The sequence below is a fragment of the Holophagales bacterium genome, assembly GCA_016699405.1.
Classification (GTDB): Bacteria; Acidobacteriota; Thermoanaerobaculia; order Multivoradales; family JAGPDF01; genus JAAYLR01.
Map to the genome: position 1 here is coordinate 4592335 of CP064972.1, position 25415 is coordinate 4617749.

Consider the following 25415-nt stretch of genomic DNA (forward strand, 5'->3'; position numbering starts at 1 on the left):
CCGGCTCAGTCCGTTTCGCCCGGTCGCTTCCAGGTCCGTTCGTCGTCGTCGAACGCCGGCAGGTCCACCGGCTCGCCGCGAGAGGCGCGGATGTTGTGCTCCCACAGTCGGGCGTACTTCAGGAAGACGCCGAAGGCCTGCAACGAGCAGAGCACGAGGCCGTGCACGCCGTCGAGGATCCCGCCCTGCAGGAGGTAGGTGCGGATGAAACGCCAGAGCGGCCGGCCGACGAGCTCCGTCATCCCCGCCTTGCGCCGGTCGCGAAACGCCTGGGCAGCTCCCCACTCGGCGTAGTTGAGGAACTTCGGAAAGTACTGGTCGAAGGAGCGGAAGGTGAAGTGGATGAAGGGGTTGCGAAGGACCGGGACCTCGCCTTCGATCTCCAGGTCGGCGTGCACGCGGCGGTTCGGATAGCGCCCCTTGTCGCGCCGGAACAGGCGCACCACCTTGTCGGTCGACCACCCCGAGTGGCGGATCACCTTGTCGATGAAGATGTTCTCGCGCCGGATGTAGTAGCCGTTGGCCGGCGGATCGCCACAGAGCATGCCGAGGATCTCGCGCGCCAGCGCCTCCGGCACGCGCTCGTCGGCGTCGATGATCAGCACCCAGCCGTGGGCGACGCGATCGAGCGACCAGTTCTTCTGCGCCGCCGAGCCGAAGTACTCGCGCTGCAGGATGGTCACCGGGAACTCGCGGGCGATCTCGATCGTGCGGTCGGTCGAGAAGGAATCGACGAGCAGCACCTCGTCGGCCCAACCCACCGAGCGCAGACAGTCGGCGATGTTGACCTCCTCGTTGTAGGTGGTGACGATGACCGACACCTTCTGTCGGCCCGGCGCCGCCTTGAGCGCCTCGAGGGTAGGGGTCTCAGTCGATCGCATCTCGCACCAGCAGGCCCTCGATCCGCCGGCAGCGGCCGCTCGACTCGTCCACCTCGAGCAGCGTCGCCGCCAGGCGCACGTCGTGCTTGGCGACCTCGAAGGAGGAGGGGGTCTGCAGCAGGAAGCGCTGCAGCACCTTGTCGGAACGGAAGCCGATGACCGACTCGTACGGCCCGGTCATGCCGACGTCGGTCTGCAAGCCGGTGCCTCCCGGCAGCACGCGCGCGTCGGCGGTGGGAACATGGGTATGGGTGCCGAGCACGGCCGACACCCTTCCGTCGAGGTAGAAGCCGAGGGCCTGCTTTTCGCTGGTGGCCTCGGCGTGGAAGTCGACCAGGACGACGTGGACGTCCGGCGGCAGCGTGGCGAGGAGGCGGTCGGCGACGCGGAAGGGCGAGTCCACCTGCTTCATGAACACCTGCCCCTCGAGGTTGATCGTCGCCACGCGGAGCCCCGCCGCCGTCTCGCCGAGGTGGATGCCGCGTCCCGGATTGCCGTCGGGATAGTTGGCCGGTCGCAACAGCCGGGGCTCGCTGTCGAGGAGCGGAAGCCCCTCCTTCTTGTCCCAGATGTGATTGCCGGTAGTGAAGCAGTGGATCGGCAGGTCGGCGAGCTCGGCAAGCACCTCGGCGTTGACGCCGAAACCGCCGGCGGCGTTCTCGACGTTGACGACGACGTAGTCGACGCGATGGGTGTCGACCAGGCGCGGCAGCAGCCGCTGCACGGCTCGACGGCCCGGCTTGCCGATCACGTCGCCGACGAAGAGGAGGATCATGCCGCGGCTCTCCTCGCGACCGCCCCAGCGGTGACCGAGGGATCCCTCGCTGCGCTCGGGATGACGCCCGGCCGCTGGCGGCCGGACATCACTTGGCGTACTCGATGGCGCGGGTCTCGCGGATCACCGTCACCTTGATCTGCCCGGGGTAGGTCAGCTCGGACTCGATCTTCCGCGCGATGTCCTTCGACAGCAGGAAGGCGTGGTCGTCGGCGATCTTGCCGCTGTCGACGACGACGCGGATCTCGCGCCCCGCCTGGATGGCGAAGCTCTTCTGCACGCCCTTGAAACCGTTGGCGATCTCCTCGAGCTTCTCGAGCCGCTTGACGTAGGTCTCGAGGATCTCGCGCCGGGCACCCGGACGCGCCGCCGAGAGAGCGTCCGCGGCGGTGACCAGCACCGCCTCGAGCGTCTGCGGCTCGTAGTCGCCATGGTGGCAGGCCATGCCGTGGACCACCTCTTCGCTCTCGCCGTACTTGCGCAGCAACTCCATGCCGAGCTGCAGGTGGGTGCCCTCCACCTCGCGGTCGATCGCCTTGCCGATGTCGTGCAGCAGGCCGGCCCGCTTGGCGACCGGGACATTGCCGCGCAGCTCGGCGGCCATCGTCGCGGCTAGGAACGCCACCTCCTTGCTGTGCTGCAGGACGTTCTGGCCGTAGGAGTAGCGATAGCGCAGCCGACCGAGGAGCTTGAGCAGCTCGGGGTGCATGCTGGGGATCTTCAGCTCGAGCAGGGCGGACTCGCCCTCCTGCTGGATCCGCTGCTCGAACTCCGCCTTGACCTTCTCGACGACCTCTTCGATCCGCGCCGGGTGGATCCGGCCATCGGTGATCAGCCGTTCGAGAGCGGCACGCGCGATCTCCCGGCGGAACGGATCGAACCCCGAGAGGATGACCGCCTCCGGCGTGTCGTCGACGATCAGGTCGACGCCGGTGGCCATCTCGAGGGCGCGGATGTTGCGACCCTCGCGGCCGATGATCCGCCCCTTCATCTCGTCGCTCGGCAGCACCACCACGGAAACGGTGGTCTCCGAGACGTAGTCCGAGGCGGCGCGCTGCACCGCCATGCCGATGATCCGCTGCGCCTGGCGCCCGGCCTGCTCCTTGGCCTCGTCCTCGATGCGGCGGGAGAGCTGGGCGGCTTCGAGCCGCGCCTCGTTCTCGATCGAACGGACGAGCTCTTCCTTGGCCTGGGTGGCCGTCAGACCGGCGACCTGTTCGAGGCGGGTCTTCTGCTCGGCGGTGAGACGCTCGAGCTCCTCTTCCTTGGTGCCGACGGCGCGTTCGCGGCCGGCGAGGGCCTTGTCGCGCGCCCCGAGATCGCGGTCCCGCTGGTCGAGCTGCTCGAGCCGCTTGTCGAGGCTGTCTTCCTTCTGGGTGAGACGACGCTCGACCGCCTCGAGCTCGCCGCGACGCTTGCGCGACGCCGACTCGAACTCGGTGCGTGCCTGCAACAGCTTCTCCTTGGCGGCGAGCTCGGCCTCGCGCACCTTGGCCTCGGCATCACGCCGCGCCTCCTCGCCGACTCGCTCGGCATCCCGTCGGGCCTGCTCGAGGATCTGGCGGGCGGCTCGCCGAACGACGAGCGCCCCGATCCCGAGCACCAACAGGGCGGCGAGGACGACTTCCGCGATCATCATGGACACGGACCCACCCCCGGGCTCACGTCAGGGAGAGCGGGAAGGACTGCGAAGGGCCGGGGGACAGAGACATCCCCCGGGTGGCCGTGTGGACGCTGCGTCTAGAACCTGAAACGCGTCAGGTGGGTGTCCGCACGAGGAGCCTTCAGCGTCCCCGTCGATGCGGGGCAGGCACGGGCTTCGCGAATGTAGGACTCCCGGGGGAGAAATGTTGGTTCTACCGTGCGTCGATCCATCACGAACCACCCAGGGAATGTCGTTTCCAGAGCCGTCTTCCGTCGTCTGCTGGCGCCGTCTGAACCCGTCGTCACGCCATCAAAGCGCGCCGGCGAGCCTCCCGGACAATCGCGCGATCCTCTCCGCGCTCTCGCCACGATCCCGCTCGACCTCCTCACGGGACCGAATCAACTCGTCTGCCAGGTTGAGCGCCGCGAGGATCGCGAGCCCGCCGCGATCCGCGCCGGCTCCGTGCGCCGCCGCCTCTCGCATCTTCTCGTCGACGACCGCCCCAGCACGCACGAGTCGGTCCGGGTCCTCGGCCCCCTTGAGGGAGTAGACGACTCCGAAGATCTCCACCTTCGCGGCGTGCGCGGTTTCGTCGCTCATCCTGGTCTCCCGCCATACGGTGGCTCTCGCGAGTCACCGTGGCGGGCGCTTCTCGGGGCAATATACCACAGGCCAAACTGCCTGAAGGGAGAGACTTACATCGATCTCGCCGGTCCCGACCACGCGCGCGTCGCGCTACAATGCCGGAGTCCATCGAGGGGGAATTGCCATGTCCATTCGCACGCTCGCCGACCTGATCTCGGTGATCGCCAGCCGCCACAAGCCGGACGCACTGTTGCAGAAGGTCGGCGGGCGATACGAGCCCATCTCAACTGCGGAGTTCCTCACCCGGATTCTCCGCCTGAGCAAGGCGCTCGCCGACTCGGGAATCGCCCCCGGCGACCGTGTGGCCCTGATGGCCGAGAACGGTCCGCACTGGCCGACCATCGACTTCGCCACGATCGCCAAGGCTGGCGTGCTGGTGCCGATCTATCCGACGCTCCTGCCGGACCAGGCGGCGTACATCGTGCGCGACAGTGGCGCGCGGATGCTCTTCGTCCAGGGTCGCGAACGGCTCGAGGGACTGCTCGCCAAGCGCGCCGAGATGCCGAGCGTCGAGCTCATCGTCTCGATCGACGCGAGCGCCCCGGGGAGCGAATTCACCACGCTCGAAGCACTCTACGAGTTGGGCCGCGACGCCGATCCGGCCGAGTTCGACGCCGGCCTGAAGCTGGCCAAACCCGAAGACCTCGCCACGCTGATCTACACCTCCGGCACCACCGGCGACCCCAAGGGCGTGATGCTCACCCACGGCAACATCGTGTCGAACGTCGTCACCGGCACGCAGATCCTCGAGCTCAAGCCCGAGTACGTGGCCCTCTCGTTCCTCCCGCTCTCGCACTCCTTCGAGCGGACCGTCGACTACTGCTACTTCTACTGCGGCTGTTCGATCGCCTACGCCGAGTCGATCCAGACGGTGGCGCAGAACATCGCCGAAGTGAAGCCGCATCTGTTCGTCGCGGTGCCGCGCGTGTACGAGAAGGTCCAGGCCAAGGTGGTGGAGACGGCGAGCCAGGGCTCCGCGCTCAAGCAGCGCATCTTCAATTGGGCCATCGGCGTCGGCAAGCAGGCGGTGAGCTATCGCATGCGCGAGGAGACGCCTCCGGGGATGCTCGGCGTCGAGCTGGCCCTGGCCGACCGGCTGGTCTTCAGCAAGCTGCGCGAACGGCTCGGCGGCCGGCTGGTGTTCGCCATCTCCGGCGGGGCGCCCCTCTCGCGCGACACCGCCGAGTTCTTCTGGGGCGCCGGCATCCGCATCTTCGAAGGCTACGGACTGACCGAAACTTCGCCCGTAATCACCGTCAACGCCTTCCGAGCCGCCAAGCTCGGCTCGGTCGGCCGGCCGATGGCCGGCATCGAGGTCCGGATCGCCGAGGACGGCGAGATCCTCGCCCGCGGCCCGAACATCATGCGCGGCTACTTCGGCAAGCCGGAGGCGACCGCGGAGGTCATCGACACACAGGGCTGGTTCCACACCGGCGACATCGGCCAGGTCGACGCCGAGGGGTTCCTGGCGATCACCGACCGCAAGAAGGAGCTGATCGTCAACGCCTACGGCAAGAACATCGCCCCGGCGCCGATCGAGAACGCGCTCAAGGCGAGCCGCTACCTCTCGCAGGCCGTCGTCATCGGCGATCGGCGGCAGTACCTCTGCGCACTCTTGGTGCCCGACTTCGAGGCGCTCGCTTCGTGGGCCGCCAAGCAGGGCGTCGCGGGCGGGCCGGCCGAGCAGATCGCCCATCCGAAGGTCCGTGAGCTCGTCCAGCACGAGGTCGATTCGGTCAACGCCGGCCTGGCGCGCTACGAGCAGATCCGCGCCTGGGAGCTGCTGCCGGCCGAGTTCACGATCGAGAGCGGCGAGATCACCCCCACCCTCAAGGTGAAGCGCCGGGTGATCAACACCAAGTACGGCGACCTGATCGAGCGGCTCTACGCCGGCGTGGAGGCCTGAGGCACCGCCCGAGGGGCAACGCGTGCCGAGGGCCTTCCACCTGGCGGTCGGTGTCGACCGTCTGGCGACGCTGACCTTCGATCTTCCGGGCCGGAAGGTCAACCTCCTCGACCGCGACGGCCTCGAAGAGCTCGACCAACTCGTCGCCGATCTCGCGTTGCGGCGCGAAATCGGTTGTCTCGTCCTCTGCTCGTCCAAGCCGGGGAGCTTCGTCGCCGGAGCCGACCTGGCGGCGATCGCCGAGGTCGTCGACCCGGTCGAGGCCGAGGCCGGCTCTCGATTCGGCCATCGGATCTTCTCGGCCTGGGAGTCGCTGCCGTTCCCCACGATCGCCGCCATCGAGGGGACCTGTCTCGGCGGGGGCACCGACCTCGCTCTCGCTTCGACCTACCGGGTGGTTGCCGATCGCGACGATCTCCGCATCGGAATGCCCGAGGTCGCGTTGGGCCTCGTCCCGGGATGGGGCGGGTGCGTTCGCCTGCCTCGGCTCGTCGGGCTCTCCGCGGCGCTCGATCTCATCCTCTCGGCGCAGCCCATCGACGCCCGCCGTTCGCTTCGACTCGGTCTTGCCGACGCGGTGCTGCCAGCCGCCACTTTTGCCACCGAGGTGCGGCGCTTTGCCGCCGCCGTCGCCGATCGCCCGCGCCCGCGGCGTTCGGGTCCGCTCACGCTCCTGCTCGAGGGCAACCGGATCGGCCGAGCGCTCCTCATCGAGCAGGCACGCCGCCGTGTCCTGCGGGAAACTCGCGGTCACGAACCGGCGCCACTGCGCGCTCTTGCCGTGATCCGCACGGGGCTCGACCGCGGCCGCGCCGCGGGTTTCGACGCCGAGGCGCGAGCCCTCGGCGAGCTCGCCACCTCGGCGGTGGCCAGGAACCTCCTGCACCTCTTCCGCCTCCGCGAAGCCCGGCGCCGCGCGCTCACGACGCCCGACGCACTGTCGATCGACCAGGTGGCGGTGATCGGGGCCGGAACGCTGGGTGCCGGCCTCGCTCGGCTCGTCGTCGATCGGGCCGCGGTTCCGGTGCGCCTCCGCGACTCGCGACCCGAGGCGCTCGGGGCCGCGATGGGCCAGGCCGCGGCACGATTCCGTCGGCAGGTCGACGGGCAAGAGATCTCGCTGCCGGAGCTCTCGCGGCGGCTCGCCCTGCTCCGGCCGACGACCGACGCGAGTGGCCTTGCCCGGGCCGATCTGGCGATCGAAGCCGGAAGCGACGAGCTCGCGTCCAAACAGCGCGTGGTCGCCGAGCTCGACGCTCAGGTCCCGCCGACGGCCCTCCTCGCCACGACCACCTCGTCCCTTTCGGTCGCGGCGATCGGCGCCGGACTGCCCGGTCGCCAGCGTCTCGTCGGGCTCCACTTCCTCCCTCCCGTCGACCGGGGAGGGGTCGTCGAGGTGGTGGCCGCGAGCTCGACGGCGGAATCGGCGGTTGAGGCGGCCGCACGCTTCGTCGCCCGTCTCGGCAAGACCCCGATCGTCGTCACCGATTCGCCGGGATTCCTGGTCCACCGCCTGCTGGGCTTCTATTCGGCCGAGGCGCTCTGGCTGCTCGACGAGGGCGCGCCGATCGAGGCCATCGATGGCGCCATGCACGACTGGGGCATGCCGATGGGGCCGCTCCGGCTTGCCGACGAGGGCGGCCTCGAGACCTTGGCCAGGATGACGCACCTGCTGCGCGAGGCCTTCCCCGAACGGTTCTTCGTTCCCGCCTGGCTCGACCGGATTCCCGACAACGGACGGCTGGGGGTCCGCAGCGGTCGCGGTCTGTACCAGCACGAGACCGGCCGGGAACCGCGCCCCGACCCCTCGGTCTACGATCTGATCGGCGTCGTTCCGGGAACCCGGCCGATGGACCGGTCGAGGCTCCTCGAACGGATGCTCCTGCCGCTGGTCAACGAAGCGGCGCGCTGTCTCGAGGAAGGGGTGGTCGGCTCGGCCGGGGATCTCGACCTCGCCCTCGTCCTGGGCTCGGGCTTCCCGCCGTTTCGCGGCGGGCTCGCCCGCTGGGCCGACGAGCAGGGGCTGGATGCGCTCGTCGAGCGTCTGCGGGCGCTCGCCGGAGCCCACGGTCCGCGGTTCGAGCCGTCGGCAGCACTCCTCGAGCTCGCCGCACGAGGCGGGTTCCACGCCGAGCCCTCGCGGCCCGCCGTTTGAGTGCCTGACGCTGGCGCAGGCCTTGCAACACCATTCGTGCGGCCGCCTCTCGCGGTCCCCGGAGGTCCTCGATGGTCTCGACACTCGCCACGCTCGCCTTGTTCGCCGCTCTCTCGTCCGTCTCCCCGACGCCGGGAGCGGTTCCGCCGACGGTCGCCGAGCAGGTCTCGGTCTCCGAGGCCCTGCTCGACGTGGTGGTCACCGGGCGCGATGACCGCACGGTGCTCGGCCTCGGCCCGGACGACTTCCGCGTCGAGGTCGCCGGCCGCGAAGCAGCGCCGATCGCTGCGACCTTCTACAGCAACCGCCGGTTCCTCGGTGACGCGGCCACCGCGCAGGCCGCCGGAATCGCTGACCGCGAGGCCAGCGAGGGCAGGATCTTCGTCCTCTTCTTCCACGATCAGAAGCAGCTCGAGTCCGATCGTTTCTCCTTCGTCGGTCAGCAGCTCGAAGCAGGCCGGCGCGCCGCGGAGTGGGTGGCGACGGGTCTCCTGCCGGGAGATCGTGCGGCCGTCGTCGGCTTCGACTCGCGGCTGCGTCTCTACGCCGACCTGACCGACGATCGCGTGGCGCTGCGCGAGGCCGTGCTGGCCGCTGTCACCGGCCGCACGAAGGCAGCCGACTGGCCCTCGCGCCGAGCAAGCGGGTCTCCCGGAGCCTCCGAGCTCGCCGCTCGCCTCCCGGCGGGCGATGCGCTGCGTGACCGCACACCGCGCATCTACGATGCGCTGCAGCTCGTGGCGGACGCCCTCGCCCCCGTGCGAGGACGCAAGAACCTCATCCTCTTCTCGCGCGGCATCGGCGAGCTCGGCGCCTTCGGCGAGTACCGGAAGGACCCCCGCTACTACACGAAGACCCAGGAGACGCTCAACGCCGCCAACGTGGCGGTCTACGGCGTCAATACGGGACCGGAACCGGGGCTCGCGATCCTCGACGGAGTGAGCGAGCTCGCTTCCGACACCGGCGGGGCGCTCTACCGCATCTTCGTGAGCTTCACCACCCCGCTCGAACAGATCGCCGCCGCGACGAACGGCTATTACTTGCTGGCGGTCCCGACCCCGGACGACGCCGCTCCCGGCAGCTATGTCGAAGCGAAGGTGCGGTGTCGCAATCCCGAGCTGCGCTGCACCGGGCGCCAGGGGTTCCGGATGACGGGAAAGTAGGGCGGCTCGCCGTCCGGCGAGGCCAGGTCAGGCTTCGTCGGCCGGCTCGACCACGCGGGCGAGAAGCACCGTGACGTTGTCGAACCCGCCCCGCGCGTTGGCCGAGCGCACCAGCGACCGGCAGGCGAGGTCGAGGTCGGCCTCGGACGAAAGCTGGTCGAGGATCTCGCCGTCGGCGAGCATGGTGGTCAGTCCGTCCGAGCAGAGCAGGAAGAGGTCACCAGGCTGCACCTCCCATTCGCGGACGTCGACCGCCACCTCGGTGTCGCCGCCCAGGGCCCGCGTGACCACGTTCTTCAGCGGGTGACTGCGTGCCTGCTCTTCCGACAGGTAGCCCGCGACGACCTGCTCGTTGACCCAGGTGTGGTCCTGGGTCAAGAGCTCGAGCCGCCCGCCGCGCAACCGGTAGGCGCGGCTGTCGCCGACGTGCGCGACCGCCGCGACACCGTCTTCGACCAGGATGCCGACGACGGTCGTCCCCATCCCGTGGAGCGACCCATCCTGGCGAATGGCGCGGAGCACCCGATCGTGGGCGATGCGGATCGCCGCTTTCAGCCGATTCGAATGGCGATGGAGTCGTGCGTCGTAGACGAAGGGCCAGGTCTTGTCCTGATCGGCGGTCGACCGGACGAAGTCGCGGATGGCCTCGACGGCGATTCGCGACGCGATCTCGCCGTGACTGTGACCGCCCATGCCGTCGGCGACCACGAACATCTGCAACTGCGGGTCGATGTCGAAGCAGTCCTCGTTGTGGCTCCGCATCATTCCGACGTCGGAGAGCCCGACCGCCTTGGCTCGCAGCATCAGCCAACCTTTCCGAAAAGGCCCCACCCCGCCTTTTTCGAGGACTTCCTCAGATCCTCGAGGGCCTGTCGCACCGCCTCGTCTTCACCACCCCACGTAATCGCTTGATTGTAGTACCAATCTGCGCGCTCAACCAGACCGACCTGGGCGTGCAGCCGGCCAGCCAGCTTGAGATACGTAGGATTCATCGGTTGAAGGTCACAGGCTCGGGCGATCGCCGGCAGCGCCTGATTCATGTAGCGGCGATGGTGGCTGCAGGCCTGGGCGAAGTGGTGCCAAGCCTGGTGATTGGCTGGATCGGCTTCCGTCGCCCGCTGGAAGCTCTCCGCCGCTTGCACGTAGTTGCGCTCCCGGTAGAGCTTGACTCCCGTCTGCACGTGGAATCGCGAGAGGCGCTGGGCGTCGGCTGCCGGCGAGCTCGCTTCCGGACGGACCGAGTCTTGATCGTGCTGCCGCCGCTTCTCGGCGTTGGCCAGGATGTTGAATGCCTCGGTGAGGTCCTGGAACTCTTTCTCCGCTCGCGCGCGAGCATCTCCCTGGAAGCGGTCCGGATGCCTCGTTCGCGCGAGCTCGCGGAAGCGGTCACGGATCTGTTCCGTCGTCGCGTTGCGAGGCACGCCCAGGATCAGGTAGTAGTCCTTGGGCACGATTCGTCCCTATCTGGACTTGATCTTATACAACCGGGAGGCGGTCGCGCGCACCGGATCCTGCACATTGCGATCCGTGGCGAGCAGCTTGAGGTCCCGAACGCTCAGCCGCGACACCAGCTTCACCGCCGCGGCGAGTTGCGTCTTCGGGTTCTTGGCGAGCGCCAGGGCGATCCGGTACTTGGCCACCCACTGACGGCGACGGCCAATCTCGACCAGAACCTCCTCGAGAACCGAGCGGTTCGAGGCGATCTGCTCCACCTCGTCGTCGGACAGCGGGTTGCCGTTGAGCACCGCCACGGCCACCTGCTGGTTGAGGTCGCGGATCAGGATCGCTCGCAGGGTCTTCGAGGCACGGCGCGCCAGTTTGATGCGCACCGGAACCGGAAGCGCCCGGATCTGCCCCTCCGACAGCCCGGAGTGGTCGTCGACCTCCCCCTCGGGCGGCAGCGTGCGGACGGCGTCGATCGCCGCGAAATCCTCGGCGGTGAGCTCGACCTCTTCGAAGGCCGCGGACGAGGTCTCGGCGGCACGCGCCGACACGAGGTGCTGGCGGTACTCGCCGATGCGCCGGCGCACATCCGCCACCAGCACCGGGTTGGTTTCCAGCGCGTCGAGAATCTCCGGCGCTTCGACGATCGCGTCTTGCCGCAGGATGAGGATCTCCTGCAGCGCCGCCGGAAGCCGATCCGCCAGGTCGACGAGCAGGTCGCGCGGCACGTCGCGACGCCGGAGAACGGCTTCCAGAACCGCCGAATCCGTTCGGTGGACGGCGAAGAAGCGCAGTTCCGCCGGCCCGGCTGCGTTCTCGACGAAATCGACCACCAGCCGCGGCGACGCCATCCGCAGGCTCTGCCGGGCCCTCTCGGCAAGCGAGGCATCCTCACCGTCGACAAGGTGGAGCTGGAGTGCGAGAAGCTGGTCGCCGGGAATCGGCAGGAGCCCGTCGGCGGCGAGCACCGCCAGCTCCGGGCTCGCGCCGGAGAGTACCTGCTGGACGAGCGGCTCGTCCAGCTCGAAAACGTTCAGCGTGGCGCTGCCTCGGCGGGCGACGAGAGGTTCGTGCGCTCGATGCGCAACCCGCGCACCACGTTGCTGCTCGAGGGCGGCAGGGCAATCGGCTGGCCATTGGCGGTCACCGTGACACCGGCCCGGTTGCCGAGGGTGAGGGTGACCGACTCCGAGCCTTCGAGCATCAGGGACTCGCCGGAGATCTTGAGCTCACCGGGGCGGCGACGTCCGTCGACCAAGGCCTCGACCCAGCAGTCGCCGCTGAAGGCCAGGGTCACGACGAGTGGTGCCGAGGACGCCGGGGCGGTCGGCACGGCCGTCGGAGCCGCTCCGCTGGGCATCGAGACCGGACCCGGCGCGGCCGCCCGGCTGGGCTCGACCGGCTCGCCGGAACCGCCGGCGCCGACCGGGCGCGGCGCTCCTTCGTCATGGCGCGGCACGGCGGCGACGGCCTCGTCGGCGGCCAGGGGCGGCACCACGGAAGCGACCGCCGGCGCGGCCCCGCGGCTTCGGCGCTCGGCCCAGAACGAGAGAGCCACCGCGATCGCCAGCAGCAGCACCATCGCGAGCCCGAGCAGGAGGCCGTATCCCCACGGGTTGCCGACGCGGCGGGTGCGGGCGGCGGCCGGCGGGACTTCGTCCTCGGGTGCCTGCCCGGACCGGGCCGCGACGAGGAAGAGGTTGACCACCTCGTCGGGATCCAGCCCGACGACACGCGCGTACTCCCGCAGGAACCCCTTGGCGAAGACGGGAGCCGGGAGCGCGTCGAAGCGGTCCGTTTCCAGCGCCTCGAGATAGCGCAGGCTGATCCGCGTGCTGTCGGCGATCTCCCGCAAGCTGACACCGCGCGCCTCGCGCTGCCGTCGCAGCCAGGTACCGAAGGGGACCTCTTCCCCGTTCGGTCCTTCCCTGAGCTTCCCTCGTCCTTCCGGCAGTTTCGGCTTGGTCATCGGAGCTCGGGTGCGCCATCTCGTGAGCGACGCGCCGTCGCTCGCAATCTATCGGCAGGATGCCGACCGGTCAACCACTTGCACCCTCCCGGGCACGGCCGGCATCCACTCCGGAGAGCAGACGTCCGCGTTGCCGCAGAGCCCCGTCCAGCCGAGGATCGGTGGCGAGAGCCGCCAGGTCCCGCTTCTTGAGCGCGGCAACCAAAGGCAACGAGGCGGCGAGCGGCGTCCGGGGGTTGCGCACCAGGGCAAGCCGAATCGCATAGCGGCTCGACCAGCGAGAACTCGCCGCCACCGTGGCGAGCGCCCGCGGCGATGCGCTCTCGCTGGCCAGGAGCGGCAGCAGGAGGGGCTCGGTGAGCAGGGGGTTCTCCAGCAGCGCGGCGACGACCCGCGGGCTCGGATCGTGGCGCAGGCTCGCGAGAACGCCGGCGCTGGCGCTCCGCGCGATCGCGGTCTTCTCGCCGAGCGAAAGGGCGACGAGCCGCTCGATCAGCCGCAGCTCGGCAGCGCGCCGCACCGTCGGATGCAGCCGTGGATCGCGACCTGCGCGGACGAGATCGGGCCAGAAGAGACCGCCGATCCAGTCGAGCGCCAGCACCCGCGGTGCCAGCGGATGCAGGACCACGTCGCGGCGGACGTCATAGGCCGAGGCAAGCTGTCGCTGCTCGGCGAGGAGAGCGATCAGCGGACCGCTGACGTAGGGGTTCTTCAGCACCAGTCGCGCCTGCCGCGCATCGATCCGGGAGGCATGAGCCTCCACCGTGCGGACGAGCTCGTCACCGGCCGCTTCGCGCAGAATCCGCTCGAGATCCTCGCCGGTCGTCTCCGGTTCCATGGCCAAACTCTAGCCCGGGAGGCGATTTGCTATCCTCGGACGCCCATGTCCGATGCCGATCCCCTCCTTCTCCTCCTGTTGGCTGCCGACTGGTCTCGTCTCGAGGACGAGTGGGTCGAAGCGGTCGCCGAGTCGCCCGCAGACGTCGTTCGCTTCGGCAGGGTCGCCCGAGCGACCGCCGAAGCCGGAAAAGAGAAGCTCGCCGCCGAGCTGCTCGATATCCTCGACGACCAGCTCAAAGAAAAGCGGCTCTGGCCGCAGCGACTCGCCCTGCTGCGCGACGTCGGACGGATCGTGGCGACGGGCGAAGCCCTGCACCGGCGGATCTTCGAGACGCTCCGGCATCTCCACGCCGGCCGACCGAGCTTCGAACCGTTCGCCGAGAAGGTCGGCCTGCACCGTGGTCTCGAGGAGACCAGCAAGACCTGGGAGAAGGTGGACCGGCTCGACATGCTGCTCGGCTTCGATGTCGGAGCGGTGGTGGAGATGGAGGGCAAAGGCGTCGGCCGGGTCGTCGACGTCAATCTGGCGCTCGAGAGCCTGCGGATCGACCTGGAGCGGCAGAAGGGGCTGGTCGTCGGCTTCCGCGCGGCATCACGCCTGCTCAGACCGCTCCCGGTCGACCACTTCCTGCGCCGCAAGCTCGAAGCTCCCGACGAGTTGCGCGCGCTCGGCGAGGCGGATCCGCCGCAGCTCCTGCGGGCCCTGCTGCAGAGTGCCGGCAAGCCGCTGACCGCCGGCGAGATCAAAGAGACGCTCGCCAGCCTGGTCGACGAAAAACGCTGGACCTCGTGGTGGGCGTCGGCGCGCAAGCACCCGCAGGTCGTGGCGAGCGGCGGCGGACGGCAGTCCTATCACTGGGCGGCCTCCTCGGATCACGCGCTCGACTCGGTGCGTGCCGCGTTCGCGGCCGCCAAGGACGGCGCGAAGATCGAGTTCTTCCGCCGGCACGGCGACCGCGATCCGGAGTTCGCTCGCGCCATGGCCGCAGATCTCGCCGCGATCGCCACCGAGTCCCGCGCCGCGGAACCGGCGCTCGCCTTCGAGATCTGGTTCGCCCTCGAACGGGCCGGCCTCCTGCCGGCCGACATCGGCTGGTCGGTCGACGACCTTCTCGCGCCGACGATCGACCCGCGCCGCCTCGTGTCGACGCTCGAAGACCGCCTGCTGCGGGAGCGGGCGCTCGTCATGGTCCGCGAGCGGCGCGACGACTGGGTCGGCGTGTATCGCGACGCCGCGACGCGCGAATCGGACTCGCGGGTTCTCAACCTGCTCTTCGAGGGGCTGCGCTCCGGCGCACCGGCGGAGCGCGACAAGCTGATCGAGGAAGTACAGTCGATGCCGCGACGCGCTCCCGGCGCCTTCGTCTGGCTCGCCGAGCGGGCGATCGACGACGTCTCGCTGCGCGAGCGCAATCCGCTGCGCCTCCTGCAGCAGATCCTCTCGGCGTTGCAGGACGACACCTTCTCGGCTTTCCGCACGCGATTGCTCGCGCTGGTCGACTCGGGCGGCACCGTTCCGCGCCTGATGAGTCACTTGACGGAAGAGCAGGCGGCGCAGGCGGCTTCGCTGCTCGAACGCGCCCCCGGCCTCGAGGACTACCAGCGCTCACCGCTGACCAACGCTCTCCACCTGCGCTTTCCCGCGCTGCGCGAGAGCGGTTCGGACGTGCTCTACACCACCCCCGAGTCGCTGGAGGGCAAGCGCGAGGAGCTGCGTCGCCTCGTCCAGTCCGAGATCCCGGCCAACCGCAAGGCGATCGAAGAGGCGCGGGCGATGGGCGACCTGCGAGAGAACTTCGAGTACAAGTCGGCCCGCGAGCGCCACGAATACCTCAATGCCCGCGTGGCCGGCCTGCACCGCGACCTCGCCCGCGCCCGTCCGATCGACGCGAAGACGATCGACACCGGCGAGGTCCGGATCGGCACGCGCATCGCGCTCGAGGGCCCGGCGGGCGCTTCGCGGCAGTTGACCATCCTCGGCCCCTGGGAGAGCCGGCCTGAAGACGGCGTGATCTCCTATGAGTCGGAGCTGGCCAAGGGGATCCTCGGGCGTCGCATCGGCGAAGAGGTCCAGGTCGGCGAGACGCTCTACAAGATCGCCGCGATCGCGGCGTTCCGCTGATCGGCTCCCACCGCCCGGCGGGAACGCGCCAGCTCAGCTCCCCGGTCGCGGATCCGCCGCCGGCGCCAGCGCTGCCTGGGTCTCGCCGTAGTAGGCGAGGAGCGCCGAGGCGACCGATTCGGCCACCTGCTGGCGGAAGGCGCGGGTCCTCAGAAGCCGCCGGTCCTCGCTGTTGGCGAGATTGCACACCTCGAGCAGAACCTTCGCCGGGATCGCGTTGTAGCGCAGCACGGCGGGAACCCAGGCCCGGCGGTTGCGGATGATCCGATCGCGCACCGGCTTGTAGGGGTGGACCGCGAGGTTCGCAGCGCGAAACGCGTCGACCAGCCGGCCGCCCACCTGGCGCGAAAGTCCTTCGCTGCGTACACGATCGCGGCGCGAGAACTCGACGGCCGGTTGATCGCGCACCTCGAGGCGGCTGCTGAACACCGGACCGCCCTTCTGGAAACTGCCACCGGTTCGCTCCGCCGCGGGAATGTAGACCGTCGCCCCACGCAGCGAGGGGTGCAGCGAATCCGCGTGAACCGAGAGGAAGACGACGCGTTCCTCGGACTTGAGATCGCCCGCTCCCCCGCTCGCCGCCACCGCCTTGCGATAGAGGTTGTTGGCGAGATACCAGCGCAGATGGACGCCGACCACCGAATCCTCGATGCGGTACGGCGGGGTCGTCAGCACGCGGTGGGAGCGTCGCGCGGGCAGGATGTCGACGTCCGGCGGCGCGTCCCCCTCGCCGTCGCTCGTCGTGGCGTAGACCTTTGCCAGGGTCCGCTTCTCGAGCAGCGCCTTGATCCGCAGGACGATGTCGTAGACGTACAGGCTCTCCCACGTCCCGTCCATCGAGGCGCCGACGTCGGCGCCACCGTGACCGGCGTCGAGGATGACCGTGATCCCTTCGAGCACCTTCGCGGTGACCTGGTTGCGGTACCGCGCGGTCTCGGTGAGGTCGGCCTCGTAGCGCTTGCGTTCCGGGTCGTCGGACGGCAGATACTCCGGCAGCAGCAGCTCGCGCGGGATCTTCACCGGGTAGCCGATGGGGATGTCGGTGACGTCGGCGATGCCGCTCCTCTGGGCGATCTCGCCGGCCAGGGCGATGACGTCCTCGGCCTGTAACTGCCCGGTGAAGCGAACGACCACGGCCGAGTAGAGCGCCTCCTTCGCGCGCAGCCGGTAGACGGCGTAGGCGCCCTTCTCGTCCTGACCGTATTCGAGCAGCGGTCCGCCCTCGACGGGTGCCGGCCAGGTCGACTCCGGGGACGCCGGTGTCGCCACGGCGCCGGATGACGCCACCGGCGACGCCGTGGCCACCGGAGTCGCCGGGTTCGCTGCCGCGGTCGCCGGCGCCTCCGGAGCGCGCGGAGCACCTGCCACCTTCGCCTCGGGAAGCAGGCCGCGGAACGGCGCGCTCAGCAGCTCGGCGGGAACGACGAGCTCGCTGCCGGCTCGCGGCTCGCGCCTGTCCAGGTGGTTGACCTCGCGCAGCTTGCGCGCATGATCGGCGTCGCCGGTGAACCACTCGGCGATCTTCTCGAGCTTCGGCGCTCGCCCCTTGCCGAGGCGCGCGACGACGTGTCTCCACCCGGAAGCCTCTGCCCGGTCGTGCGGAAAGAGCTCGCGCACCACGCGCAATTGGAGCTCGCCGCGCAGCACGCGGAAAGGCACGAGGTACCGCACGCCGGCGAGCAGCCGGGACGCCCCGCGATTGGCCCGGGCGATCTCCTCCCACGCGGTCGGCGAATCCGAGAGCCGCCGCGTGAAGTGCTGGCGAGCCTCGCCGCGCTCCGGAAGGGCCTGCAAGTAGAGGTCACCGGCGTCGGAGAGCACGGCGACGAGACCGGGCTCGAGCGGGGCCCGGGTCGTCGCGGCCAGGCTCGGTGTCGTCGCCGCAGCGACGAGGCAAATCAGCGCGGCAACCGCCACGCGAAGGAGCCGAGCGAAGGCAGGCCACTGGCGATCGAAAGCCGGCCTCATGCCCGGCGCATCCAGCCGGACCGGGCACGATCCGCCCGCCGCGCGGCGAACCCCGCGAGCGCCCTCCGCGGCGCGACGCCGGGGGTGTCGACCGCCGGATCCCGGTTCCACGGCGTCTCGGCCCGGCGAATCCGAGGGCGACGGGGGTGTGCGCAGGAATCGGCCACGATGCTAGGGTCCGGGAGGATACTAGCCGCTCGACCGCGGCCACGCCACACCGAGTCATGTCGACCGACGCCGCGCTCCACACCGACGAGATCGTCGCGCTCGCCTCGCTGCGCGCCCGGCTCGACGCCGATCGGTTTCTGGCTCTCGCGGAAGGCGTCGACGTCCATCTCGTCGGAGGTGCGGTCCGCGACGCCCTGCTCGGCCGCGATCCGCACGACCTCGATCTCGTCGTCTCCGCTGGCGGAGAGCGGCTCGCCCGCGCGCTCGCCAGCCGACTCGCGGCCCGTTTCGTCCACCTCGGCGGGCAGCGCTTCTCCTCCTTCCGGCTGGTGCTCGGCGACCGCTGGATCGATCTCTGGGATCGCGAAGGGGCGGCCCTCGCAACCGACCTGGCCCGGCGCGACCTGACCCTCGACGCGATGGCGCTCCCGGCGAGCGGTCCGCTCGAGCTCGTCGATCCGCTCGGCGGCCTCGACGATCTGCGCGCTCGGAGACTGCGCGCGACGACTCCCGAGGCGTTCCAGGCCGACCCGCTGCGCGTGCTCCGCCTCTGCCGCCTGCGCGGCGAGCTGGCCGGCTTCGCCGTCGAGAACGCGACGCTCGCTCTGGCTCGTGCCGCCGCCGTCGGCCTGACGGCAGTCGCCGCCGAGCGCCTGCGCGACGAGCTCGAACGGCTCCTCGACGCACCGTACGCCCCGCTCGCTCTCGAAACGCTCGAAGCCGTCGGCGGCGGATGGGCGCTCTTCGCCGGGGCCGGTCGCGCCGCAGCCGGCGCGCTCGCCGTGGCCGCGCTCGATGGGGCGATGGCGACGCTGCAGACGCTCGGTCTGACGCTCCGGCACGAGGAGCGCCGGCAGGCGCGCCTCGCCGGCCTCGCCCGAGCGGCGGCCGGCCGCGATGCCGAACGCTTTCTCGAGCAACTCGCCGCCGCCGGCCGCCTGACTCGCGGCAATGCACGCCAAGCCACGCGGCTGCTCGCGCTCCCCGCCCTCGATGGCGACGAACGCTCCGCCCGGCGCTTTCTTCACGCCGCCGGCCCGCTCTGGCAGGCCGGTCTCGCACTGCGGCTGGCGAGTGGCTCGATCGAGCTCGAGGCCGTTCGCACGCTGATCCGGGTCGACCGAGCCGTCGGCGACGAGGTCCGCTCGCCTCGCCCGCTCCTGCGCGGCCAGGAGCTCGCCTCGCTCGCCGGCCTCGCCGACGGACCCGCCCTCGGCGCACTCGTCGGCGAGCTCCGATCGGCGCAGATCGACGGGACGGTCGGCTCGCGCGAGGAAGCACTCGCCTGGCTGCGCGAACAGGGACGGATGGCGGGAGGGAATGCGACGGTGCGAACCGTCGGAGAGCACCGAGCGGACAACGCGGACGAGTGAGCCGCGCCGCCGTCGGCTCAGCGGAAGATGCCGGACTTCTTGTCGGTCGCCTCGCCGCCGCCGCCGATCAGGCGCTGGTTGAGCTCCCGGATGCGATCCATCAGCTTGTCGATCTTCTCCTGCGCCTCTTGGCGCAGCCGGTTGTAGTCGCCACGCAGCCGCTCGCTCTCGTGCGAGGCCTCCTGCAGGCGCCGCTCGAAGTCCTTCACCATCTGGTCACGCGCGGCGATCGTCGCCTCGAGCTCGCCGAGGCGTTCGTCCTTCTCGGCGAGGCGGATCTTGATCTTTTCTTCCTGCTCCTCGTAGAGCTTCCGATACTGCTGGAGCATGAGGATCTCGGAGAAGTCGGCGGTCGACGGGCTCATCTCTCCTCCGCGTTCTTCGATCTTGGGGAACATCCTCCGGAGCTTGAGGGACAGGTCCTCCGGATCGTGCGACTGCCGCATCGCCTCGGCGTACGAGATCGTCCCGTGCACGAGCAGCGAGAGCAGCGACTGGTTCATCGACTGCATCCGATAGTAGGCCACCGAGGACTCGACCTCTTCGAGCAGCTGGCTGGTCTCGCCCTTCTCGATCATCTTGGAGATCTTCGGCGAGGACTTCAGCACTTCGAGCGAGGCGATCAACCCGGTGCCGTCGAGCCGCTCGACAAGCTGCATCGAGACGACGCCCTTGAGCACCTGGGCGAGCTGGAGGCGAACCTGGTTCTGCTGGTCGACCGGGAAGGTATCGAGGATGCGGTCGACCGTCTGCGTCGCGCTATTGGTGTGCAGGGTCGAGAAGACCAGGTGACCGGTCTCGGCGGCCGTGATCACCGTCGAGACCGTCTCCGGGTCGCGCATCTCGCCGACCATGATGACGTCGGGATCCTGACGCATCACGTTGCGCAGCGCTTCGGCGAAGGCCGGCGTGTCGGTGCCGACCTCGCGCTGCGAGATCGACGCGACGCCGTCGGTGAAGAGGAACTCCATCGGGTCCTCGATCGTGACGACGTGGACCGGCCGGCGGTTGGTGATGTACTTGACGAGCGCAGCGAGCGTCGTCGACTTGCCGCTGCCCGTCGGACCGGTGACCAGGATCAGGCCCATCGGCAGCTCGCAGAATTCGAGCAGCACCGGCGGCAGGTCGAGATCCTCGAGCGTCTTGATCTGATACGGGATGCGGCGGAAGCAGGCGGCCAGGGTCCCGCGCTGCATGTAGATGTTGCCGCGGAACCGCGCCAGGCCGTGGACGCCGTAGCCGAGGTCGACCGACATCCGCTCCTCGAGCTTGCGCTTCTGGTGGGGCTGCAGGATCGAGCCGACCATCGCCCCGATGTCCTCGGGCTTGAGGGGCACCTCGCCCAGAGGCAGGAGGCGGCCGTGGACGCGGATCAGCGGCGGGCGCGTCGGCTTCAGGTGAAGGTCCGAAGCCCCGCTCTCCGTCATCTGTCGAAGGAGTTGATCGAGCTCGGCGGAGGCCATCGCGTCGATTCTAGCGATACCTGGGGCAGTCGCGCAGGGAATCCTCCACGGTGCCCGCTGTTCTGCTCAGAAACGGCGCATCAGGCCGACGACGACACCCTGAACCTGGACGGAGCTCGCCGGGACACGGATGGCTGTCATGGTCGGGTTCGCCGGCTGGAGCCGAATCTGGTCACCCTCGGGGTAGAACCGCTTGAGCGTGACCTCTTCTCCCACCAGCGCGACGACGGTCTCTCCCGGCTGGGCCTGTTCGCGTCGCTCGACTACGACCCAGTCCCCGTCGTGGATCCCTTCGCCGATCATCGAGTTGCCGGTCACCCGCAGCACGTAGTGACCTCGCGGACGGCTCCCCAGCAGCCACTGCGGCACCGAGAGCGTCTCGGCCTCGGCGATCGCCTCGATCGGCTGGCCGGCGGCGATCCGCCCCAGGAACGGCACGGCCGACGAGGAGGACGAACCCTCACCGTCCTTGGGCGGGAGCAACTCCATGCCACGCCGCTGGTGGGACTCGCGGCGCAGGTAGCCCTTGTCGGCCAGCAACCGAAGGTGCTTGTAGGCCGTGCCATAGGAGTTGAACCCGAACCGCTCGCAAATCTCGCGATGGGTCGGCGCGACGCCACGGTCGGCCTGGAACTCGGCGATGAACTCGAGGATGGCCTTCTGCTTCGGGGTGAGGAATCGCGCCACGGCCGAAGACTAGGCGGAAGTGGGGCGTAAGTCAACCGAGGACGTGGCACTCGGCGAAGAGGAGCTGCGGGTTGAGGATCGGAGCGCGACCCTGGAGCGACCGGGTGCCGCTCAGTCGAGACGCGCGGTGGCCTCGCCTTGCGCGCCGATGCGGACGACCAAGGTCCGCCGGCTGCCTCCGGAAAGCTCCCCGTCGACCGTCACCGCCTTCGTGGGACGGCCTTCGAGCGCCACGTAGATCCGGAAGGTGTAGGCGCCGGAAGCGAGCGTCCGTTCGCGCTGGAAGCCGCCGGACTGTTTCTCGACCCGGAAGAGGCCCGACTTCTTCGAGAAGCGGAACGGCTCACGGACGATCTGCCGGTCGTCGGCATAGATCGTCAGGACACCCTCGGACACCTCGGTGTGGAAATCGACCGCCAACGTCCCTTCGCGAGAGACGACGACCGTCGCCGTCGGGGGCACCGACGAGGCCACAGGCACCGCCGTCGGCGACGAGGTGCCGACCGCGACGGCAGTCGGCAGGTTGCGCGGCCGATCGCGTTGGCGCGCGATCGCCTCTTCTGCTCGCCGGACGATGTCGAGAGCCTCGGGCTGTCCCGGCACGAGCTCGAGGACGCCCTGGGCGGAGACCTTCGCCTCGTCGTAGCGCCGGCGGTCCAGCGCCTCGCGCGCGGCCATCAGTCCACTGGCCACGCGCGTCGCCACGGTGGCGGCATTCTGTCGGTCGCGCACCGTCTGTTCGATCTCACGGCGCAGCGCACCGACTCGCGGGTCGTCGGGACGCAGGTGCTCCGCCGCCACGACCCGCGCGAGCGCGCCGTTCGTATCGCCCTGCGACAGGAGCTCGCGCCCTTCGGCCAGGCGGTTGCCGATCTCTTCGGAAACCGCGTCGCGGGTCGGCGTCGGTGGCGGAGGCGGCGGCCCCGGAGAACGCGCGAGCCAGAGACCGCCAGCGAGAAGGAGGAGCAGGGCCGCGGCGCCGCCGGCGATCAGCAGCGTGCGGCGCGACTTGGCCGGCGGCGGAGCCGGCGCGCTGACGCGCGGGACCTCCTGGGTCGCCGAGGTGTCGTCCAGCTCCGGGGCCGCCGGCACTGGGCGCTGGAGCAACTTCTGCAGATCGGCGGCCAGCTGCGATGCGCTGCCGTAGCGCTTGGCGGGGTCCTTCTCCAGGGCCCGCGCGATGACCGCCTTGATCCCGGGAGGCAGCGAGCCGATGTGCTCGTCCGGCGAGGCGAACGGCTCGTGGACGATCCGGTGGGTCACCACCGTCAGGTTCTCTCCCTGGAACGGCTTGCGGCGGGTGAGCATCTCGTAGAGCACCACGCCGAGGGAGAAGATGTCCGCCCGGTGATCGACCTCCTTGCCCTGGATCTGCTCCGGAGCCATGTAGTTCGGCGTCCCGAGCAGCTGACCTTCCATGGTGAGATTCGAGCTGCCCAGCCGCGCGATTCCGAAGTCGGTGATCTTGACCTTGTTGTCGGCGGTGATGAGGATGTTGGCCGGCTTAACGTCGCGGTGGATCACCCCCCGCGAGTGCGCGAAATCGAGCGCGTCGCCGACCTGCGAAATGATGCTCACCACGAACTCGAACGGCAGCGGTTCGGGCTGCTGGAGGATCGTCTTCAGATTCGAGCCACGGACGTACTCCATGGCGATGAAGCAGACGCCCGAATCGGCCTCGTCGACCACGTCGTGGATGGTCACGATATTGGGGTGGGAGAGGATTCCGGCGCTCTGCGCCTCGCGCACGAACCGGCTGCGGAACTGCTGCAGCTCTTCGTCCTGAGCGGAGAAACCCACGCGGAAGGTCTTGAGCGCCACCAGGCGGCCGATGAGCGGATCCTTGGCCAGATAGACCACGCCCATCGCCCCTTTGCCGAGCTCTTCGACGATCTCGTAGCGACCGAGCTTGGAGAGGGAGAGGGGGGGCATGGGCGTCAGAATCCAGAGACCGGGGCGTCATTGTAGCAAGGGGCACGAAGACGCCCAACGACCCGGTTCACGGGCCTCGACGGGCCTCGACTGCGGGCGGTTTCACCAGCATCCCTATGCTAGACTTCGACGCCCGCCGCTGGACCTTTCGCTCCGAGAGGAGAGCCCTTCCATGCATGTCGACAGCCCCCAGAAGATCCGCAATCTGGCCCTGGCCGGACACAACGATACCGGCAAGACGACCCTGGCAAGCTCGCTGCTTTTCGCTTCGGGGGTCGTGAACCGACTCGGGCGAGTCGAGGACGGCAACGCCGTCACAGACTTCGACGCCGAGGAGGTCGCCCGCGGAATTTCTCTGGGGATCGGTGTCTGCTTCGCGCCCTGGCGCGGGCACAAGATCAACGTGATCGACACCCCCGGATACGGCATCTTCGCTTCCGAGATGCGTGCCGGCCTGCGAGCCGCCGACGCCGCCGTGCTCTGCGTCAATGCGGTCTCCGGCGTCGAGGTCAACACCGAGAAGGCCTGGGAGATCGCCGCCGAATACGAGCTGCCGGTCGTCGTGCAGCTGACGAAGATGGACCGCGAGCGCGCCGACCTCGAGCGCGCCCTCGCCTCGCTGCAGAAGAGCCTCGGGCGACAGGTGATCCCGATTCAACTGCCGATCGGCAGCGAGCATTCCTTCTCCGGGGTGATCGACCTCGTCGAGGAGAAGGCGATCCGCTTCGAGCGCGACGGCAACGGCAAGGGCACGAGCGGCCCGGTCCCTCCCGAGATGGCCGAGGAGGTCGCCCTGTGGCGCGGTCGCCTCATCGAAGCGGTCGCTGAGGCCGACGAGGCCCTGCTCGAGAAGTTCTTCGAAGAGGGCACGCTCTCCGGTGACGAGTTGCGGACCGGACTGCGCACCGCCATCGCCCGCCGGGCGCTCTTTCCGGTGGCGTTGTCGGCCCACGGCCATGGCATCGGCGCCTCGGCACTGCTCGACCTGGCCGTCGACCTGCTGCCCTCACCGGCCGACCGGCCGTTCCCCGGCACGCAGCGCGACGGCTCGTCGATCGCGATCGATTGCGACCCGGCGGCCCCGACCGCGGCGCTGATCTTCAAGACCCTCAACGATCCCTTCACCGGCAAGATCTCGGTGGTCCGCGTTGCCGCCGGCACGCTCGGGGGCGAGGCTTCCCTCTTCAACGCTCGCAGCGAGGAGGCCGAGAAGATCAACGGTCTTCTCCTCCTTCAGGGCAAGCAGGGTTCCGCGACCCCGACGCTGGTGGCCGGCGACATCGGAGCGATCCCGAAGCTCCGTTCCACCCGCACCGGCGACACGCTGGTGGGCAAGGAGCGCCCGGTACGCCTCGCCTGGCCGCCGCCGACCGAAGCGGCGATGTCGTTCGCCATCGAGCCGAAGGCCAAGGGCGACGAGGAGAAGATCGGCGACGCGCTCGGCCGACTGATCGAGGAGGACCCGAGCCTGCACGTCGGCCGGGATCCGCAGACTGGCGAGTTCCTCCTCTCCGGCACCGGGCAGCTGCACGTGGAGATCGCCGTGGCGCGGCTGAAGCGGCGCTCGAACGTCGAAGTGATCCTCCACCCGCCGCGGGTGCCGTACCGCGAGACCATCCTCCGGCCCGCCGAGGGCCATGGACGGCACAAGAAGCAGACCGGCGGTCGCGGCCAGTTCGCCGACTGCAAGATCAAGATCGAGCCGATCGAGCGCGGCAAGGACTTCGAGTACGTCGACGAGATCTTCGGCGGCGCGATCCCGCAGAACTACCGGCCGGCGGTCGAGAAGGGTATCCAGGAGGCGCGTGTCCGCGGGTTCCTCGCCGGCTACCCGATGGGAGACTTCCGCGTCCGACTCCTCGACGGGCAGTACCACGACGTCGACTCCTCCGAGCTGGCGTTCAAGATCGCCGGGTCGCTCGCCTACAAGGACGCCATGGCCAAGGCGAGCCCGACGATCCTCGAGCCGATCATGGAGGTCGAGGTCACGACCACCGAGGAGTTCATGGGCGACATCATGAGCGATCTCTCCCAGCGTCGCGGCCGGCCGCAGGGAATGGACGCCCGCAACAACCAGCAGGTGGTCAAGGCGCTCGTCCCGATGTCGGAGATGCTCAACTACGCCGCGGCGCTGCGCGCGATGACACAGGGCCGTTCGAGCTTCCACATGGCCTTCTCGCACTACGAGGAGGCCCCCCGGCACGTGCAGGACAAGATCATCGCCGACGCCAAGAAGAACGCCAAGGAAGAGCAGGAGGCATGATCCTGACTCGCCTGTCG

At 69.5% G+C, this 25415-nt stretch carries 19 protein-coding genes and 1 other RNA gene; 6 read left to right on the forward strand and 14 right to left on the reverse strand.

Features of this window, described 5'->3' with window-relative positions:
* Positions 1–5 precede the first annotated feature (5 nt).
* The 5 genes from IPJ17_18965 to IPJ17_18985 all read right to left on the reverse strand — a co-directional run bounded on the left by IPJ17_18965 (position 6) and on the right by IPJ17_18985 (position 3901).
* Entirely contained in the window at positions 6–881 is an 876-nt protein-coding gene (locus tag IPJ17_18965) for a glycosyltransferase family 2 protein (protein ID QQR73537.1), read from the reverse strand.
* Positions 868–1656: a TIGR00282 family metallophosphoesterase gene (locus IPJ17_18970; protein ID QQR73538.1), complete on the reverse strand. Its 789-nt coding sequence runs from the start codon at positions 1654–1656 to the stop codon at positions 868–870. The genes IPJ17_18965 and IPJ17_18970 overlap by 14 nt, the downstream gene beginning before the upstream one ends.
* A gap of 88 nt (positions 1657–1744) precedes the next feature.
* Positions 1745–3301 (reverse strand): ribonuclease Y, encoded by a 1557-nt coding sequence (rny, locus tag IPJ17_18975; protein ID QQR73539.1) that lies wholly within the window; start codon positions 3299–3301, stop codon positions 1745–1747.
* Positions 3302–3364: 63 nt separating this feature from the next.
* Positions 3365–3551: non-coding RNA, 6S RNA (gene ssrS, locus IPJ17_18980), on the reverse strand.
* Positions 3552–3610: 59 nt separating this feature from the next.
* Positions 3611–3901: a cell division protein ZapA gene (locus tag IPJ17_18985; GenBank protein QQR73540.1), complete on the reverse strand. Its 291-nt coding sequence runs from the start codon at positions 3899–3901 to the stop codon at positions 3611–3613.
* 169 nt (positions 3902–4070) lie between these two features.
* On the opposite strand from IPJ17_18985, the gene IPJ17_18990 reads away from it, so the two are divergent.
* The 3 genes from IPJ17_18990 to IPJ17_19000 all read left to right on the forward strand — a co-directional run bounded on the left by IPJ17_18990 (position 4071) and on the right by IPJ17_19000 (position 9170).
* Positions 4071–5852, forward strand: a complete 1782-nt coding sequence (locus IPJ17_18990; protein QQR73541.1) for a long-chain fatty acid--CoA ligase — start codon at positions 4071–4073, stop codon at positions 5850–5852.
* Between the two features lie 22 nt (positions 5853–5874).
* The gene (locus IPJ17_18995; protein ID QQR73542.1) at positions 5875–8007 is read left to right on the forward strand and encodes an enoyl-CoA hydratase/isomerase family protein; all 2133 of its coding nucleotides are present in this window, start codon (positions 5875–5877) and stop codon (positions 8005–8007) included.
* 71 nt (positions 8008–8078) lie between these two features.
* Entirely contained in the window at positions 8079–9170 is a 1092-nt protein-coding gene (locus tag IPJ17_19000; protein QQR73543.1) for a VWA domain-containing protein, read from the forward strand.
* A gap of 27 nt (positions 9171–9197) precedes the next feature.
* On the opposite strand, the gene IPJ17_19005 is transcribed toward IPJ17_19000, so the two are convergent.
* From IPJ17_19005 to IPJ17_19025, 5 genes are all read right to left on the reverse strand, one after another.
* Entirely contained in the window at positions 9198–9974 is a 777-nt protein-coding gene (locus tag IPJ17_19005) for a Stp1/IreP family PP2C-type Ser/Thr phosphatase (protein ID QQR73544.1), read from the reverse strand.
* Positions 9974–10621, reverse strand: coding sequence for a DnaJ domain-containing protein (locus tag IPJ17_19010; GenBank protein ID QQR73545.1), 648 nt, complete (start codon positions 10619–10621; stop codon positions 9974–9976). The genes IPJ17_19005 and IPJ17_19010 overlap by 1 nt, the downstream gene beginning before the upstream one ends.
* A gap of 9 nt (positions 10622–10630) precedes the next feature.
* Positions 10631–11581: a hypothetical protein gene (locus IPJ17_19015; protein QQR73546.1), complete on the reverse strand. Its 951-nt coding sequence runs from the start codon at positions 11579–11581 to the stop codon at positions 10631–10633.
* Positions 11582–11646: 65 nt separating this feature from the next.
* Positions 11647–12582 (reverse strand): helix-turn-helix domain-containing protein, encoded by a 936-nt coding sequence (locus IPJ17_19020; GenBank protein ID QQR73547.1) that lies wholly within the window; start codon positions 12580–12582, stop codon positions 11647–11649.
* 70 nt (positions 12583–12652) lie between these two features.
* Positions 12653–13420 (reverse strand): hypothetical protein, encoded by a 768-nt coding sequence (locus IPJ17_19025; protein ID QQR73548.1) that lies wholly within the window; start codon positions 13418–13420, stop codon positions 12653–12655.
* 45 nt (positions 13421–13465) lie between these two features.
* Here IPJ17_19025 and IPJ17_19030 point away from each other — a divergent pair, with 45 nt between their 5' ends.
* The gene (locus tag IPJ17_19030) at positions 13466–15544 is read left to right on the forward strand and encodes a GreA/GreB family elongation factor (GenBank protein QQR73549.1); all 2079 of its coding nucleotides are present in this window, start codon (positions 13466–13468) and stop codon (positions 15542–15544) included.
* Between the two features lie 33 nt (positions 15545–15577).
* Here the strand turns inward: IPJ17_19030 and IPJ17_19035 are convergent, their stop codons facing one another.
* Entirely contained in the window at positions 15578–17512 is a 1935-nt protein-coding gene (locus IPJ17_19035) for an N-acetylmuramoyl-L-alanine amidase (protein ID QQR73550.1), read from the reverse strand.
* Positions 17513–17736: 224 nt separating this feature from the next.
* Between IPJ17_19035 and IPJ17_19040 the strand changes: the two genes are divergently transcribed.
* Positions 17737–19053 (forward strand): hypothetical protein, encoded by a 1317-nt coding sequence (locus IPJ17_19040; protein QQR73551.1) that lies wholly within the window; start codon positions 17737–17739, stop codon positions 19051–19053.
* A 17-nt stretch (positions 19054–19070) separates the two neighbouring features.
* On the opposite strand, the gene IPJ17_19045 is transcribed toward IPJ17_19040, so the two are convergent.
* From IPJ17_19045 to IPJ17_19055, 3 genes are all read right to left on the reverse strand, one after another.
* Positions 19071–20516, reverse strand: a complete 1446-nt coding sequence (locus tag IPJ17_19045) for a PilT/PilU family type 4a pilus ATPase (protein ID QQR73552.1) — start codon at positions 20514–20516, stop codon at positions 19071–19073.
* Between the two features lie 66 nt (positions 20517–20582).
* Positions 20583–21203 (reverse strand): transcriptional repressor LexA, encoded by a 621-nt coding sequence (lexA, locus tag IPJ17_19050; GenBank protein QQR73553.1) that lies wholly within the window; start codon positions 21201–21203, stop codon positions 20583–20585.
* Between the two features lie 111 nt (positions 21204–21314).
* The gene (locus IPJ17_19055) at positions 21315–23135 is read right to left on the reverse strand and encodes a serine/threonine protein kinase (protein ID QQR73554.1); all 1821 of its coding nucleotides are present in this window, start codon (positions 23133–23135) and stop codon (positions 21315–21317) included.
* Here IPJ17_19055 and IPJ17_19060 point away from each other — a divergent pair.
* Positions 23134–25398: an elongation factor G gene (locus IPJ17_19060; protein QQR73555.1), complete on the forward strand. Its 2265-nt coding sequence runs from the start codon at positions 23134–23136 to the stop codon at positions 25396–25398. The two genes, IPJ17_19055 and IPJ17_19060, sit on opposite strands and share 2 nt — an antisense overlap.
* Positions 25399–25415 lie beyond the last annotated feature (17 nt).

Excerpts from the sequence above, each read along its gene's own strand:
- IPJ17_18965 (QQR73537.1), bottom strand. The coding sequence starts at position 881 with ATGCGATCGACTGAGACCCCTACCCTCGAGGCGCTCAAGGCGGCGCCG.
- IPJ17_18970 (QQR73538.1), bottom strand. The coding sequence starts at position 1,656 with ATGATCCTCCTCTTCGTCGGCGACGTGATCGGCAAGCCGGGCCGTCGA.
- IPJ17_18985 (QQR73540.1), bottom strand. The coding sequence starts at position 3,901 with ATGAGCGACGAAACCGCGCACGCCGCGAAGGTGGAGATCTTCGGAGTC.
- IPJ17_18990 (QQR73541.1), top strand. The coding sequence starts at position 4,071 with ATGTCCATTCGCACGCTCGCCGACCTGATCTCGGTGATCGCCAGCCGC.
- IPJ17_19000 (QQR73543.1), top strand. The coding sequence starts at position 8,079 with ATGGTCTCGACACTCGCCACGCTCGCCTTGTTCGCCGCTCTCTCGTCC.
- IPJ17_19005 (QQR73544.1), bottom strand. The coding sequence starts at position 9,974 with ATGCTGCGAGCCAAGGCGGTCGGGCTCTCCGACGTCGGAATGATGCGG.
- IPJ17_19020 (QQR73547.1), bottom strand. The coding sequence starts at position 12,582 with ATGACCAAGCCGAAACTGCCGGAAGGACGAGGGAAGCTCAGGGAAGGA.
- IPJ17_19025 (QQR73548.1), bottom strand. The coding sequence starts at position 13,420 with ATGGAACCGGAGACGACCGGCGAGGATCTCGAGCGGATTCTGCGCGAA.
- IPJ17_19030 (QQR73549.1), top strand. The coding sequence starts at position 13,466 with ATGTCCGATGCCGATCCCCTCCTTCTCCTCCTGTTGGCTGCCGACTGG.
- IPJ17_19035 (QQR73550.1), bottom strand. The coding sequence starts at position 17,512 with ATGAGGCCGGCTTTCGATCGCCAGTGGCCTGCCTTCGCTCGGCTCCTT.
- IPJ17_19040 (QQR73551.1), top strand. The coding sequence starts at position 17,737 with ATGTCGACCGACGCCGCGCTCCACACCGACGAGATCGTCGCGCTCGCC.
- IPJ17_19045 (QQR73552.1), bottom strand. The coding sequence starts at position 20,516 with ATGGCCTCCGCCGAGCTCGATCAACTCCTTCGACAGATGACGGAGAGC.
- IPJ17_19060 (QQR73555.1), top strand. The coding sequence starts at position 23,134 with ATGGGCGTCAGAATCCAGAGACCGGGGCGTCATTGTAGCAAGGGGCAC.
- IPJ17_19055 (QQR73554.1), bottom strand. The coding sequence starts at position 23,135 with ATGCCCCCCCTCTCCCTCTCCAAGCTCGGTCGCTACGAGATCGTCGAA.